The sequence below is a fragment of the Mesorhizobium sp. USDA 4413 genome, from assembly GCF_056280365.1.
The window spans coordinates 6,147,295-6,161,362 of record NZ_JBVPRP010000001.1 but is presented as its reverse complement, the minus strand read 5'-3'; the positions used below and the strand labels follow the sequence as shown (position 1 = coordinate 6,161,362).

At 62.2% G+C, this 14,068-nt stretch carries 11 protein-coding genes and 1 pseudogene; 3 read left to right on the top strand and 9 right to left on the bottom strand.

All coding sequences use genetic code 11. The annotated features are described in order from the left end of the window. Positions 1 to 113 precede the first annotated feature (113 nt). Positions 114 to 671, top strand: coding sequence for a sugar O-acetyltransferase (locus ACVMIM_RS29960; RefSeq protein WP_476116392.1), 558 nt, complete (start codon positions 114 to 116; stop codon positions 669 to 671). On the opposite strand, the gene ACVMIM_RS29955 is transcribed toward ACVMIM_RS29960, so the two are convergent. Then, the gene (locus ACVMIM_RS29955) at positions 658 to 1,644 is read right to left on the bottom strand and encodes a helix-turn-helix domain-containing protein (protein WP_476116391.1); all 987 of its coding nucleotides are present in this window, start codon (positions 1,642 to 1,644) and stop codon (positions 658 to 660) included. The two genes, ACVMIM_RS29960 and ACVMIM_RS29955, sit on opposite strands and share 14 nt — an antisense overlap. Positions 1,645 to 1,769: 125 nt before the next feature. On the opposite strand from ACVMIM_RS29955, the gene ACVMIM_RS29950 reads away from it, so the two are divergent. Beyond that, positions 1,770 to 2,408, top strand: coding sequence for a cysteine hydrolase family protein (locus ACVMIM_RS29950; RefSeq protein ID WP_476116389.1), 639 nt, complete (start codon positions 1,770 to 1,772; stop codon positions 2,406 to 2,408). Between the two features lie 72 nt (positions 2,409 to 2,480). Here ACVMIM_RS29950 and ACVMIM_RS29945 read toward each other — a convergent pair whose 3' ends face one another. The 8 genes and pseudogenes from ACVMIM_RS29945 to ACVMIM_RS29910 all read right to left on the bottom strand — a co-directional run bounded on the left by ACVMIM_RS29945 (position 2,481) and on the right by ACVMIM_RS29910 (position 12,879). Next, entirely contained in the window at positions 2,481 to 4,160 is a 1,680-nt protein-coding gene (locus tag ACVMIM_RS29945) for a formate--tetrahydrofolate ligase (RefSeq protein ID WP_278049301.1), read from the bottom strand. Positions 4,161 to 4,475: 315 nt separating this feature from the next. Beyond that, entirely contained in the window at positions 4,476 to 5,600 is a 1,125-nt protein-coding gene (locus ACVMIM_RS29940; RefSeq protein ID WP_476116387.1) for a DUF2333 family protein, read from the bottom strand. A gap of 219 nt (positions 5,601 to 5,819) precedes the next feature. Continuing rightward, on the bottom strand, positions 5,820 to 7,118 hold the full coding sequence (locus tag ACVMIM_RS29935; RefSeq protein ID WP_476116385.1) for a DUF6638 family protein: 1,299 nt from the start codon (positions 7,116 to 7,118) through the stop codon (positions 5,820 to 5,822). 39 nt (positions 7,119 to 7,157) lie between these two features. Further along, positions 7,158 to 9,069: pseudogene (locus tag ACVMIM_RS29930) on the bottom strand (ATP-binding protein). Positions 9,070 to 9,091: 22 nt separating this feature from the next. Further along, the gene (locus tag ACVMIM_RS29925) at positions 9,092 to 10,237 is read right to left on the bottom strand and encodes a hypothetical protein (protein ID WP_476116383.1); all 1,146 of its coding nucleotides are present in this window, start codon (positions 10,235 to 10,237) and stop codon (positions 9,092 to 9,094) included. Between the two features lie 31 nt (positions 10,238 to 10,268). Continuing rightward, positions 10,269 to 11,357: a coiled-coil domain-containing protein gene (locus ACVMIM_RS29920; RefSeq protein WP_278049306.1), complete on the bottom strand. Its 1,089-nt coding sequence runs from the start codon at positions 11,355 to 11,357 to the stop codon at positions 10,269 to 10,271. A 387-nt stretch (positions 11,358 to 11,744) separates the two neighbouring features. Further along, entirely contained in the window at positions 11,745 to 12,134 is a 390-nt protein-coding gene (locus tag ACVMIM_RS29915) for a c-type cytochrome (RefSeq protein WP_476116381.1), read from the bottom strand. A 133-nt stretch (positions 12,135 to 12,267) separates the two neighbouring features. Next, positions 12,268 to 12,879 (bottom strand): thymidine kinase, encoded by a 612-nt coding sequence (locus ACVMIM_RS29910; protein WP_476116379.1) that lies wholly within the window; start codon positions 12,877 to 12,879, stop codon positions 12,268 to 12,270. A gap of 248 nt (positions 12,880 to 13,127) precedes the next feature. Between ACVMIM_RS29910 and choX the strand changes: the two genes are divergently transcribed. Beyond that, positions 13,128 to 14,063 carry a choline ABC transporter substrate-binding protein gene (gene choX / locus ACVMIM_RS29905; RefSeq protein ID WP_278049309.1) on the top strand — a complete coding sequence of 312 codons (936 nt, stop codon included), beginning with the start codon at positions 13,128 to 13,130 and terminating at the stop codon, positions 14,061 to 14,063. Positions 14,064 to 14,068: the final 5 nt, after the last annotated feature.

The window sequence follows — 14,068 nt, the reverse complement described above, 5'->3', positions numbered from 1 at the left end:
CGCAACGGCAGGCTAACACAAGCCAGGCGTTTGGCCACGCGGCTTTGTCTGACAATCTATTATGCTTTGGCGACTATGCTTCGGCAGCAGACGAAAAATCCGGAGGTATCGCCATGACGACAAGCGAGCGCATGAAGATGGCGGCGGGCGAGTGGTACACCTGCATCGACGATGAGCTGGAGGCGTTTCGCGTCACCGCGCGCGATGCGGTGTTCGAGCACAACGGCCTGCCGCCCAGGCAGCGCGGCGATATTGCTCCCGCCTTGCGGGCGCTGCTCGGCGGCGCGGGCAAGGGCGCGCGCATCGAGGCGCCGTTCCATTGCGCCTATGGCTTCAACCTGTTCCTCGGCGAGGGCGTCTTCCTCAATGCCGGCTGCACCATCCTCGATACCGCGCCGGTGCGTATCGGCAAGGGCACGTTGCTCGGCCCCAATGTGCAGATCTACTGCGCCGAACATCATCGTGAAGCCACCGGCCGACTGGCCGGGCTGGAGATCGCAAAACCAGTGACGATCGGCGACAACGCCTGGATCGGCGGCAGCGCGGTGATCCTCGCCGGCGTCAGCATTGGCGAGGGCGCCATCGTCGGCGCGGGCGCGGTGGTGACCCGCGACGTGCCGGCGAACATCACTGTGGTCGGCAATCCGGCGCGGGCCGCTACAAGAGGCTGAGCCCGCCTGGTGCCTGGGTGCCTCTCGAAAACTCGCGCCGGTATTGCCTCGGCGAGGTCCTGAGCCGAGCGGCAAAATGCTGGCGCAGCGAGGTGGCGCTGCCGAAGCCGGCTTCGAAGGCCACGATGTCCATCGATTTGTCCGTCTGCTCCAGCAGCCTTTGCGCCAGCGCGACGCGCTGGTCGGCAAGCCAGTCGCCGAAACTGGTGCCGATCGACTTCTGGAAGCGGCGCGTGAAGGTGCGGCGGGTAAGGCCCGCTGCTTCGGCGACACTGTCCAGGCTGTGGGCTTCGCCGAGCGATGCCCGCACCTCATCGAGGGCCTTGGCGAAGCGGTCGGCGTTCGGCGTTGGCGCGAGCGGGCGCTCGATGAACTGCGCCTGCCCGCCCTGCCGATGCGGCGAGAGCACGACATGGCGGGCAAGCCGCAGCGCCGCCTCTGCGCCATAGCGGGCGCGCACGATGTGGAGGCAGCAGTCGAGCCCGGCGGCGACGCCGGCCGAGGTTATGATGTCGCCCTCGTCGACATAGAGCACGTCGGCGTCGATCGCGATGTCGGGATGCAGCTTCTGCAACCGATCGGTATAGGCCCAGTGCGTGGTCGCCTTGCGCCGGGCAAGCAATCCGGCGCCGGCGATGGCGAAGGTGCCGAGGCACAACCCGACGATCAGCGCGCCGCGCCGATGCGCGCGCTGCAGAGCATCCTTGAACGGCGCGGCCAGAGGATCCTCGAGATCCTTCCAGCTCGGGATGATGACGATGTCGGCCTCGTCGAGCGCCGAAAGCCCATGCGGCACGACGATGCTCAGCCCCGCATCGGTATGAATGGGTCCCTCCTCCATCGCGCAGACGCGGAAGTCGAAGCGCGGCAGCCCAAGCTTCGTTCGATCGGCGCCGAAAACAAGGCACGGTACGGAGAGGTGGAACGGGCTGATGCCGTCGAAAGCGACAGCGGCGATGATCGGGTTCTTCATGGCAGGCATCGTTCTATTGAAAGCCGAATGTCCCAATTCTTTCGATTGATGTCAATCGGGCCACTTTCTCGGCCCACAACATCTGCCTAGCTTTGCGTCATCAACCGGGCGAAAGGAAAACCGCCATGTCAGCACCCACCCAGCCGCGCCGCGCGCTTGTCGTCGTCGATGTCCAGAACGACTATGACGGCGGCAATCTCGCCATCCAGCATCCGCTCTTCTCCGAGACCGTCGCCAATGTCGCGCGCGCCATGGATGCGGCCGCCGCGGCCGGCATCAAGATCGTCGTCGTCAAGCAGATGGCGCCCGAGACGTCGCCGATCTTCGCCAAGGGCAGTCATGGCGGCGAGCTGCATGCCGAGATCGCCGGGCGCGGCCGCGACCACTATGTCGAGAAGACGCTGCCTTCGGCCTTCACCGGCACGGATCTCGAAGACTGGTTGCGCGCCAACGTCATCGATACGATCGCGGTCGTCGGCTACATGACCCATAATTGCGATCTGTCGACCATCATCCACGCCGTGCATATGGGCTTTGCCGTCGAATTCCTTTCGGATGCCAGCGGCTCGGTGCCTTACGCCAACAGCGCCGGCTACGCGTCGGCCGAGGACATACACCGGGTGGTGAGCGTGGTTCTGCAGTCGCGCTTCGCCGCGGTGCTGAAGACCGCCGAATGGATCGATTGCCTGAAGACCGGGAAGCTGCCCGAGCGCGACACGATCTATGCATCGAACCAGCGGGCGCTCAAGCGCAACGCGGCTTAGCCAAGCCGAACTCGGGAATGGAAAAGGGCGCCGCGGTTGCCGCGGCGCCCCTTATCTCAACTCTATCGCCGTCTAGAACAGGCCTTCGATCTGACCCTGCTCGTTGAGGAAGATCTTTTCCGAAGACGGCGACTTGGGAAGCCCCGGCATGGTCATGATCTCGCCGCAGATGATGACGACGAAGCCGGCGCCGGCCGAGAGCCTGACCTCACGCACCGGCACGGTGTGGCCGGTCGGCGCACCGCGCAGGTTCGGGTCGGTCGAAAACGAGTACTGGGTCTTGGCCATGCAGACCGGCAGGTTGCCGTAGCCGGCCTGTTCCCAGGCATGCAGCTGGTCGCGGATCGACTTGTCGGCGATCGCCTCGTCGCCACGGTAGATGCGCTTGACGATGGTGTTGACCTTGTCGAACAGCGGCATCTCGTCCGGATAGAGCGGCGAGAACTGCGAGGCGCCGGATTCGGCGATCTCGACCACCTTGCGGGCCAGGTCCTCGATGCCGGCCGAGCCCTGCGCCCAGTGCTTGCACAGGATCGCCTCGGCCCCTTGTGCCTTGACGAAGTCCTTCATCGCCTGGATCTCAGCCTCGGTGTCGGTGGTGAAGTGGTTGATCGCCACCACCGCCGGCACGCCGAACTGTTTCACATTCTCGATGTGGCGGCCAAGATTGAGGCAGCCCTTCTTCACCGCCTCGATGTTTTCCTTGCCGAGGTCTTCCTTCTTAACGCCGCCATTCATCTTCATGGCGCGCACTGTGGCGACGATGACGGCCGCCGCCGGCTTCAGGCCCGCCTTGCGGCACTTGATGTCGAAGAATTTTTCGGCACCGAGGTCGGCGCCGAAGCCGGCTTCGGTGACGACATAGTCGGCAAGCTTGAGTGCCGTCGTGGTGGCGACGACCGAGTTGCAGCCATGCGCGATGTTGGCGAACGGGCCGCCATGCACGAAGGCCGGGTTGTTCTCCAGCGTCTGCACCAAATTGGGCTGGATGGCGTCCTTCAACAGCACCGCCATGGCGCCGTCGGCCTTGAGGTCGCGGGCATAGACAGGCGACTTATCGCGACGGTAGGCGACGATGATGTCGCCGAGGCGCTTCTCGAGGTCCTTGAGGTCGGTCGCGAGGCACAGGATCGCCATCACTTCGGAGGCGACGGTGATATCGAAGCCGGCCTCACGCGGGAAGCCGTTGGCCACGCCGCCCAGCGAGCAGATGATCTCGCGCAGGGCGCGATCGTTCATGTCCATGACGCGGCGCCAGGCGACGCGGCGAATGTCGATGCCGAGCTCGTTGCCCCAGTAGATGTGGTTGTCGATCAGCGCCGAAAGCAGGTTGTGCGCCGTGGTGATGGCATGGAAGTCGCCGGTGAAGTGCAGGTTCATGTCATCCATCGGCACGACCTGGGCGAGGCCGCCGCCGGCCGCACCGCCCTTCATACCGAAATTCGGGCCCAGCGAGGCTTCGCGGATGCACACGACCGCCTTCTTGCCGATGCGGTTCAAACCGTCGCCGAGGCCGACCGTGGTCGTCGTCTTGCCTTCGCCGGCCGGCGTCGGGTTGATGGCGGTGACCAGGATCAGCTTGCCGTCCTTGTTGTTCTTCACCGATTTGATGAACTCGGCCGAGACCTTCGCCTTGTCGTGGCCGTAGGGCAAAAGGTGCTCGTAGGGGATGCCGATCTTGGCACCGATCTCCTGGATCGGTTTCTTGTTGGCGGCGCGCGCGATCTCGATGTCGGACTTCACTTCGGCCATGGCGGCTTTCCTCTGGAGTAGGCGGTGGAGGGGAGGGGTTCGATCATTCGTGCATGGTCGAAACGCCGCCCGGACGCAAGGGCATGTAACCCTGTCGCTGTCGCGGCGTCAACTTCCATGCAACTATGTTTCCTGTTAAGAAAGAGTGTTCCCGTCGCCGGGCCTCGTCAAGGCGATCATTCCGGGCCCCGTCGTCGCGGCGTATAGAAGCCAGAGCGGATGCCGCTCCGCCGTCTCAAAACAGCCGCCTAATGCGCGAAAAGCGACAGCGGCAACGGCGCAAATCCGCCATCGCCCTGTCGCCTCGAGACGCCGCTACTGCGTGAGCACGTTGCTGATCTCGACCATGTTGGAGCGCACGCGCAGGATGTAGAAGCCCATCGTGGTCAGATGCGTCGGCAACAGCCAGCCATCCTCGCGGCCATTGGCGATGATGAAGGGCTGGATGCGCAGCGCCGATACGAATTGCTGGTCCATCGTATCCCACAGGTTCTGCAGGTGCTTTTCCTTGATCACGTCCTCGAAGTCGGCCTGGGCGCCTTTCATCAGGCCGTAATAGGCGTAGAGCTGGCCATAGGCGAACCAGAAGCGGTCGTCGGCGCGGAAGTCGAACCAGCCGTCATTATGGTTCTCGGCGCGTTCCTTGAGGATAGCCGAGGTCGAGCCGATGTCCGAAGCGATGCGGTCGATATATTGCTTGAGATTGTCGGCGCGGGCGTCGAACGTAGCCTGGCAGGAGGCCAGGCGCGCGTTGAAGGACCGCAGCTTGCGCACCGCGTCGCGGTAATAGCTCGGCGTCGGCGTCTTGGGCCCGAAGGGATTCAGGCCGAAATACCAGGTGTATTCATCGAACTGCAGATTGCCGCGCGCATCCTGGAGGTCGGCGTCGATCTGCGAGGTCGTGCGCACACGGCCGAGATTGTCGGCAAGCTCGGTCGCGGTGCGCCGCACCGCCTGGTTGATGCCGCGCTGGAAGGATGCCTTGTTGTCCATCCACGGCGTGTTGTCCCAGTTGATGCCGAACAGACCGAGCTTGTAGAGGATCATCGACGAGATCCAGGCATTCTGGTTGACGTTGAAGTCCGTCAGATCGGCGGCAACCTGGGCTATTGCGGAGTTGCCGCAGGTCTTGGCCGTGTCGGTGCCGCTGCCGGCCGCAACCTGCTCGCCGGCCGAAACGTTGCGCTTCTCGAACGTGTAGCTGTCGGGATAGTTCGGGTTGAAATTGCTCCACCATTGGGTGGCGTAGAAGAAGTTGGCGTAGAGGCCGATCAGCACCAGCAGGGCAAGGCCGACCACCGCCTTGAGGATCCAGCCGCGCTGGCCGTACCAGCGGCCGACCCACATGAACGGCCACAGGATGACGCCGATGACAAAGCCAATGCCGCGGCCGATCCATTGGAAGATCCGGGTGAAGAAATTCACGATCGGGTCAAGCATGGCTCTCGTCACCCCCTTAGAGCATTTCACCGTTTCAAGGGAAACGGCGATCTGCCCTAACCCTTTGTTTTGGCGCAATTCCGGGCGGAAAACCGCCCACACTTTTCCTGGAATTGCTCTAGATCAGGACGACGTTTCGATGAAACGCCATTCTGATCTAACTCTTTGTTAGAGCATGATCTCCTCCGAAAACCGGTTCCCACTTTTCGGGACCATGCTCTAGTCAGTCAATCCGTAAAGGCGCGCGCGGAACGCTGCCTTGTCCTTCAAATATGTGGTTTTCAGAACGTCCACAACATGGCTTCGCCAGGCATCGCTGAAGCCGTCATAGTCCTTGTAGAAACCGGGCTTGTTGAAGACGTAGCGCGAGACGAAGTCCTGCGGCACGAAATCCGAGATCAGCTGGTTGGTCAGCCAGGCGTCGGGATGATCGGGCTTGGCGCGCACGACCAGGAAGCGCTGGCGCGGCGGCACATCTTCGATCTTGAGATGGCCGAACTGGGCGATCTCACGCTTGGCGGCATTGAGGAAAGGGAAATTGCCGTCGCTGGCAATCAGGTCAGCATGGCCATGGATCCAGGTCTGCAGCCAGACCTTGTCGACATCGGTCAGATTGCGATTGGGCTCGGCGTCGCGGATCAGCGCGCGCACGATCATCTCGGCGCGGTGCTCGAGATAGCCGGAGGCCTCGATCCATGAGGCGCGCGGCAGATCGAGGCGGCCGGTGGCCGCCAGGAAGCGGAACACCTTGTCGGCGTCGTTGATCGACAGATAGCTCACCTGCCAGGGCCGCGAGCGGCGGAAGCCGGGGGCGGCCGGGTCGCTGATCACCGTCGTCATGTCGGGGTCGACGAAGACGTAGAGGCCGCCGAAATGGCTGGTCCAATAGGCGTTGTGGCGGAAGATCACCTGGTCCGGCACCAGCGCGTTCTCGCGGATGTCGCCACAGACCTTCGCAAGATCGACCATGCGCTGAAGCATGGCATTGTCGCGCCAGGCATCCGGTTCCTGCTTCAGCCTGTCGACCAGCTTGCCGAGCTCGGCCGCCTTGCCGAGCACGTCCTCGGCCGACAGCACCTTGAACTCGACCTGGTTGATCGACAGCAAATCCTCGATGTCGTTGACCTTGGGAACCGAGTCTTCGATCTCGCCGTAGATCACGTCCTTGATGGTCAGCGCGTCGATGGCGCGCTGGTTCTTCGACATGAACTCGAACATCAGCTGCGAGGTGTTGGAGAAGGCGGTGTGCACCACCGGCAGGTCGATCTGCGACGGCGTCAGGATGATGAAGCGGCGATTGACCTCGTTGGGATCGAGATAATCGTAGTCGCCGCACTCTTCGGCGATTTCGGGCGAAAAGCCGGTGCGGTCGATCTGGAAGTTTTTCAGCTTGGTGGGTTCCAGGCCGAAGGCGGCAAGCGCCTTGTTGTAGCGCTGGATAAGATGCGGCTCGTCCACGGTCAGCAGGCGGCCGTAGATCAGCTCGTTGTCGCGCAGAAGGTCGGGTTTTTTCTTCACCTGTCCTTCTCCCACAAGGGGAGCAGGGGAAGGCGCGCTTCACGCATTCCACTGCCCCTTCTTCTTCAGCTCGTCCATCTCGCGCGCTGCTCTCTCGCGCAGCCTGGCGTCGCGCAGCAGCTTCTCCACCGCGGCGTCGTCGGATTTGTCGGAATAGCGGAATTCGGAATCGGCGTAGCGGTTGATCTCCTGCATGACCATATCCATCGAGAACGGCCCGCGCAGTTCCTCGATCATCGCCTTCTTGTCGTCATAGCTTTTATGCATGAAGGCTTCCGGCTTCTCGAACCAGTCGTCCGGCAGTTCGATGTCCATGGCGCGCATCTTGATGGCGTCGGTGACGTTCTTGATGGCGCGGCCGGTGAAGCGCGGTTCGGCGTCCTTGATCATGTGCAGGTAGGTCCCGATGTCGGCCATCGTTTTCGGCGCGCCATTCTGCTTCATGTAGCGCTCATAGACCTTCATCAACCCGTCTTCCTGCGGCTTCTCATGCTCTTCATAAGCCTCGGCCACGGCGCGCTGGATTTCCTGCGCGGCATAGAGCTCGTGCGGCCCAAGCGGTATCTTGTGGTTCTTGCCGGCAAGCAGCACGAAGATGTCGATGTAGTCGTCGCGGGTCTGCGGGCCGTCGACCAGCCAGCGCGCGCCAGCGCGCTGGCGCAGCGCATCGTCGACATTTTCAGGATAGTTGGAGAACATGCCGAAGGTGCAATTGCCGCGCACGACCGTCGAGGCTCCGGCGAAAGCGTCCATCAGGACGCCGGTTGATTTCCTGCTGGCCGGCCGATGCCCGGTCGTCGGAACGGCGCGCCGCCACCTGGTCGATGTCGTCGATGGTGCCGAAGCCGATGACGCGCGGATTGAGCACATTGTTGATGAACTGGCGGCAATTCTGGCCCGACTTGCCCTGATAGGACGAAATCTGGTCGACGCCGAAATTCTCATAGATGAAGGGATAACCGGCGACCTGGCAGTAGCCGTTGACGAGGCCGGCGATCATCTGGATCAGCGTCGTCTTGCCGGTGCCCGGCGCGCCGTCGCCGATGAAGGTGAAAAGAAAGCCGCCGAGCTCGACGAAGGGGTTCAGCTCGCGCTCGAAATCATAGGCCATCAGCATCTTGGCCAATTTGACCGACTGGTATCTGGCGATGTGGTTGCCGACCACCTCTTCCGGCTTCTTGAAGGTCATCACCAGCGGCTTGGAACGTTTGCCCGGCGCGACGTCGAAGCCGTCGAGGGTGAAGTCGTCGACATCGATGCGGATATGGGCGTTCTCGAACGGCCCGATGCCGTCGAAGCGGCCTTTGCGCGCAAGAAGCCCGTCGATGGCAACGCGGGCAAAGGCACGCGCCCGTGTCGCCAGATCGGCGTCATCCTTCGAACCTGCGACCGCCTTGTCGAGTCCGGCGACGATCGACTTCACGGCATCCTGAGGCGTGTCGAACAGAAAGTCGGGCTCGGGGATGTCGTTCGGCGCCTCGCCGTCGCTGTCGATCAGCTGGAACAAATAGGAGGCGAAACTGAAGGCGGAGACATAAGCCGAGGCAGACAAAAGCTTCTTGAAGGTGGCTGCCTCGTCGCCTTCCAGCGGCGCGCGGGCGTTTTTCGCCTGCAGGCTTTCGAGGTCGGAACCCTCGGCGAAAATATCGGATATGGCGAGCGCGATCGCCAGGCCGCGCCGGGCGCGGTAGAGCAGCGTGTGCTGCGGAATCGTCATCAACTGGTCGTCGGGATGGATCGCCGCAACCGTCTTGGTGAGCTCGACCTCGCGCGTGCGCCGCACCGAGCCGACCGACACGGTCGAGACGAAGCGGCGGTTGGTGCCGGCAAGCGCGGTGCCGGATTCGCGCGAGGGGTCCTCCAGCACGACAATACGGGTGATGAAGCTCTGCGCGGTCGCGCGGTGCTTTTCGATTGCCGCTTCCGAAATCGTGGTCAGCCCGGTGTCCATGAAGGATGCTCCGCGGTTGAAATCAGACGTCGCTGATGACCTGCCCCTTGGACAGAATGTGGACCTTGTAGCCCGAAAAGATCTTCTGCGCCTCGCCTGCGGCGTAGAGCGCCTGATAGGCCTCGTGCGGGATCAGCGCGTGGTTCTCGTAGCTCGACACGCCCTGGCGCGCCGCTTCAAGGTCGTCGGTGTTGATGAAGAATTCCTGCGTCGTCTTCTCGCTGGAGAACAGGCCCTTGCGGCCGGGTTTCTCCGCCTTCGAAAAGACCTCCTGGATGGTCCAGGTCAAGAGCCAGGCGTTCTCCGGCTTGCGCACCTTGGCCAGCACCTCGGCCACCGTCGAATTGTTGTCGGTGATGCCGGCCGAGTAGAAGGGTCCGAGCACGACGCGCCGCAATTGCTTGGGATGCAGCGGCTCGAAATCTTTATCGAGATTGACGGCGATCGTCGCCGGCGAGAGCGCGTAGGCCGAGTTCTTCTCGGTGAAGTCATCGAAGCGGTGCGCAAGCTCAGGGTTGAGCAGGCCGTCGACGGGTAGCGGGATATCGACGTTCTCGTTCAGCTTGCCGTTCACGTCGACCAGCTGGCGCACCATGCTTTCGGAGGAGTCCTCCACAGTCACCATATAGACCAGCGGCAGGTTGGCGCTGCCGTCGAACGTCGCCCAGTGGACGAGATAATAGGGCCGCATGGTCTTCGGATTGACCGAGACCTTGGCGGTCTGCGCCAGAATGAAGGGAGCGAAGGTCGCCTCGCTCTTGACGCCCTCCAGATAGAGCCGCTCGGCCATCGACTTCTGCAGTGCGGCGGGAAATTCCTTATGCCGTAGGATGAAGTCGGCCATTTCCTCGCGCAGCTCACCGGCCTGCGGGATGTTGGCCAGGCGAGCATCGGCCTGCTGGCGGTCGTTCTCCAGTTCGAGCAGGTTTTGGAAGACCGGATAGCCGCTATCGGCGCGCGAGATACGGAAGGTGTCCATGAAACCCAGCCGGTTGCGCCAGCAGGAAAAGGATTTGTCCAGGCGGGCAATGTATTCGGCGACGACCTTAGCGACGATGCCGTGCCGGTAGAGCGGCGAGCGGTCGTCGCGCATGAACACTTCCAGCCCGTTCAAAGCCGCCCTGATCGCGGAGAAGTAGCGCGCCGCCGCATCATTTTCGGGGGTCATGGCACTGCCCTGGACGAAAATGCCGGCACGCCTACTGCTGCACGTAGTTGGCGGCGTTGTGCTTCTTCATCACCTCGTCAAAACGACGGGCGAACGCATCGTCGGCGAGCTTCTTGCGGCGCTGGATGTCGGCGGTGGCGACCATGTTCTTCTCGTGCATCTCGAGCAGATCGCCGATGTGCTTCTGCGCCGCGGCGCCGATGCCGGCCATCGTCTCCTCGGCAGTGTTGTCGACCTGGCTGCCCAGCGTGTTGATCTTGTGGGCGACGTCCTGCTGGGCGGCGGTCTTCAGCGAGTCTTCCAGCGCCTTGTACAGCACGATGCGCTGCTCGGTGTCGATGGTGAGCTTGTTGATCAGCGTCGCCTGCGCGGCGATCTGGTTGTTAAGGGAATCCACAAATGTCTGGAACATCGAGGTGTAACGTTCCAGCGTCTGGCTTTCGGCCAGCAGCTCCTGCTCCTTGGCCTGCTTTTCGTTGTATTCGGTCGCCATTTTCGAGCGCTCGCCCTCGAGCTCGGTGCGCTCCTTCTGGGTCGTGGAGGAGGCGATCTTGTTTTCGATGTCGAGCAGCAGAGGGTTCAATTCCTCGATGCGCTTCTGCACCGCCTCGAGATTGGACATGGTCGTCTTGCGGCGCTCGATCACCTGCGACAGGCTGGTTTCGGATGTCTTGTAGCGCTGGTCGAGGACCTGCTTCTGCGCCTTCAGGATGCCGACGATGGTATCCGACTTCGCCAGAAGCTCCTGCAGATTGCCGGCCAGGGACATGTTGCGGACACGGTCGGTGCGCATGCGCTGCTTGCGCTGCGCCGAGAAGATGCCGACGAAGTTTTCCCAGCCGGTGTAATTCTTCATGCTCTCGAACTCGGCGCCGAAGACGTTGGTGGCGTCCTCAAGCCCAATGATCAGGTCGGCGATGTTGCCTTCCATGACCTTCTGCTGCTTGAGCACGTCCTCGATGCGGGCGTTCTCGATGTCGAAATTGGCGTCGCCGATCTTCTTGTCGGCCTGGGCGAGCGTGTCGAGCACGGTGCCGGACTGCTCGATCTTGGTACGCATGTCCTGCACGACCTGCTTGGTCTTGGCAATCTCGGCATCGAAATTCTGCAATGTCGCCATTGGGGCCTCCCGCTTCGGCATGCGTTTTCCGTGTCGTGGCGGCGAATATATGTGGGGCCTAAAGGGATTGAAAGAAGGAAGACAAGGAGAGGCGTCAAAACAAAAGAATTGATCAGGCCCTTGAAAGACAAGGCAAGCATGCGCATGGCGTCCAGTAATGCGCGCCGCCGTTGAACGGCTTCAGCTTATATGCCTTAAGTTATTGTTTTTGCGGACCCCAAGCGATGAAACAGCGCCGGCAAATCTCTAGAGCGGTTCACCGTTTCCCGGAAACGGCAAACCGCTCTATCTCTTTGTTTTTGCGCAATTCCGGATGGAAAACCGCTCACACCTTTTTTCTGGAATTGCTCTTGCGTCGGCGGCAATACCGGTTTCTTCCAACACCGATCAGGGCTTGGGGTCGGCCTTGAGATAGGCAATCACGTTGGCGATGTCATCATCGCTGGTCAGGCCGGTAAAGGCCATTCTGTTCCCGGGAACCTTCAGCCTGGGCGCCTTGAGATATTCGGTGAGGTTGGCGTCGTCCCAGACGAGGCCCGCGGCCCCGGCATCCTTCATGGCTTGCGAATAACGGCTCTGAAAACTTTCCGCGGAGCCGGCCTTGCGGCCGACGACACCCATGAGATGCGGGCCGACCTTGTCGCGATCCGTCGCCGCCTCATGGCAGGCGATGCAGCGGTTGAAGACCTTTTTGCCCAGTGCCGCATCGCCATCGGCATGCGCGGCAAGGCCGCCGGCGAACAGCAAGACGACGGCGGGCGTGATGGCTCGAAACATTGAGGGGTTCTCCGGCTGGTTCTGGCTGGGCGGGAAATTAGAGCGCCGACTTAACAAGGGGCAGCATAGATCGCGCGGCTGCAAGAAGGTGGCAGCCGGCTACCCGACAACCGGCAGCCAAAAAGCTTCCGGCTCAGGGCCCGACAAAGCCGATGAAGTCGTCCGGTGCCGCCCTGCCCATCTCCTCTTCCCAATGGCGGCGGCAGAGCGAAACATAGACGTCCTTGCCGATCGCCACCTGCTCGCCCTGTTTCGCTACCTTGCCGTCGGAGCCCAGACGCACCACCATCGTCGCCTTGCGGCCGCAACGGCAGATGGTGCGCACCTCGCGCAGTTCGTCGGCGATGGCGAGCAGCGCCCGCGAGCCGGAGAACAGATTACCCTGGAAATCGGTGCGCAGGCCGTAGCACATGACCGGAATGTCCAAGCGGTCGGCGATGCGGGCGAGCTGCCACACCTGCTCTTCCTCGAGGAACTGCGCCTCGTCGACGAAGATGCAATGCACCGGGGCATGCCGGTGGTGCTCGGCGACCCTGGCATAAAGATCGTCGCCGTCGCGGAACATCTCGGCCTCGGCTTCGAGGCCGATGCGCGACGAGATCAGCCCGCTATCGCCCTTGCGATAGTGGCCGGCGACGAACAGCATCGTCGACATGCCGCGTTCGCGATAGTTGTAGGACGCCTGCAAAAGCATGGTCGTCTTGCCGGCGTTCATCGTGGCGTAGTGGAAGTAAAGCTTGGCCATGCCGTCCTTCTAAGCTCACATGTCGGCGCACGGGGAGGGGGCCCGCGGCTCCGTCCACCAAAAACTCCTGCAGTCTAAAATCCGATGTCGTTCAAAAACCTGTCATGTCGCTTAATGGCCAGCGCGCGCCGTTCGTCGCGACGTTGAAGCGCTTGAAACAACTTCAAAATGGTGTTTGGCTGACGAAACAAGGCGGGCGCAAGAACCGTGACTTCGCTTCGCCTCGGACTCTAATGGGAGAAAAGTTCATGTCGCGTATGAAATCTTTCGTCGCAGGCCTCGGCCTCGCGGCGCTTCTGTCCACGACCGCCGCTTATGCCGGCGATCCGGCGAGCTGCAAGGCGGTTCGGCTTTCCGACGTCGGCTGGACCGACATCCAGGCCACCACGGGCCTCGCCTCGGTGCTGCTCACCGCGCTCGGCTATGAGCCGCAGACGATCCAGCTTTCGGTGCCGGTGACCATGGCCTCGCTGAAGAACAAGGACCTCGACGTCTTCCTCGGCAACTGGATGCCGTCGATGACCAACGACATCAAGGACTACACCAAAGAGGGCTCGATCGAGACGATCAGCACCAACCTGACCGGCGCCGGCTACGGCATCGTCGTGCCCAACTATGTCGCGGACGCCGGCGTCAAGACGCTGACCGATCTCGGCAAGTTCAAGGACAAGTTCAACGGCAAGATCTATGGCATCGAGGCCGGCAATGACGGCAACCGCATCATCCTCGACATGATCAAGAACCCGAAGGACAATCTGGCCGGCTTCGAGCTGGTCGAGTCCTCGGAAGCCGGCATGCTGACGCAGGCCGAGCAGTCGATGAAGAACAATGAGTGGATCGCCTTCCTCGGCTGGACGCCGCATCCAGTGATGGGCGCCATGAAGATCACCTATCTCGACGGCATGGGCGACAGCGGTTTCGGCGCCGCCACCGTCTACACCATCGTGCGCAAGGGCTACACCACCGAATGCCCGAACGCCGGCAAATTCATCGCCAACCTGAAGTTCAATCTCGACATGGAAGGCGAGATGATGGACGCGATCCTGAAAGGTGGCGACCCGCAGACGGTGGCGACCGACTGGCTGAAGAAGCATCCGGACGCGATCACGCCCTGGATCGCCGGCGTCACCACCTTCGACGGCGGCGACGCGGCTGCGGCCGTCAAGACCGCGCTCGGGGGCTGATCCGC

What these genes read in the sequence shown, in the direction of transcription:
- ACVMIM_RS29950 (WP_476116389.1), top strand. Translation starts at nt 1,770, where the DNA reads ATGTCAGCACCCACCCAGCCGCGCCGCGCGCTTGTCGTCGTCGATGTC.
- ACVMIM_RS29925 (WP_476116383.1), bottom strand. Translation starts at nt 10,237, where the DNA reads ATGACCCCCGAAAATGATGCGGCGGCGCGCTACTTCTCCGCGATCAGG.
- choX (WP_278049309.1), top strand. Translation starts at nt 13,128, where the DNA reads ATGTCGCGTATGAAATCTTTCGTCGCAGGCCTCGGCCTCGCGGCGCTT.
- ACVMIM_RS29910 (WP_476116379.1), bottom strand. Translation starts at nt 12,879, where the DNA reads ATGGCCAAGCTTTACTTCCACTACGCCACGATGAACGCCGGCAAGACG.
- ACVMIM_RS29960 (WP_476116392.1), top strand. Translation starts at nt 114, where the DNA reads ATGACGACAAGCGAGCGCATGAAGATGGCGGCGGGCGAGTGGTACACC.
- ACVMIM_RS29955 (WP_476116391.1), bottom strand. Translation starts at nt 1,644, where the DNA reads ATGAAGAACCCGATCATCGCCGCTGTCGCTTTCGACGGCATCAGCCCG.
- ACVMIM_RS29940 (WP_476116387.1), bottom strand. Translation starts at nt 5,600, where the DNA reads ATGCTTGACCCGATCGTGAATTTCTTCACCCGGATCTTCCAATGGATC.
- ACVMIM_RS29945 (WP_278049301.1), bottom strand. Translation starts at nt 4,160, where the DNA reads ATGGCCGAAGTGAAGTCCGACATCGAGATCGCGCGCGCCGCCAACAAG.
- ACVMIM_RS29920 (WP_278049306.1), bottom strand. Translation starts at nt 11,357, where the DNA reads ATGGCGACATTGCAGAATTTCGATGCCGAGATTGCCAAGACCAAGCAG.
- ACVMIM_RS29915 (WP_476116381.1), bottom strand. Translation starts at nt 12,134, where the DNA reads ATGTTTCGAGCCATCACGCCCGCCGTCGTCTTGCTGTTCGCCGGCGGC.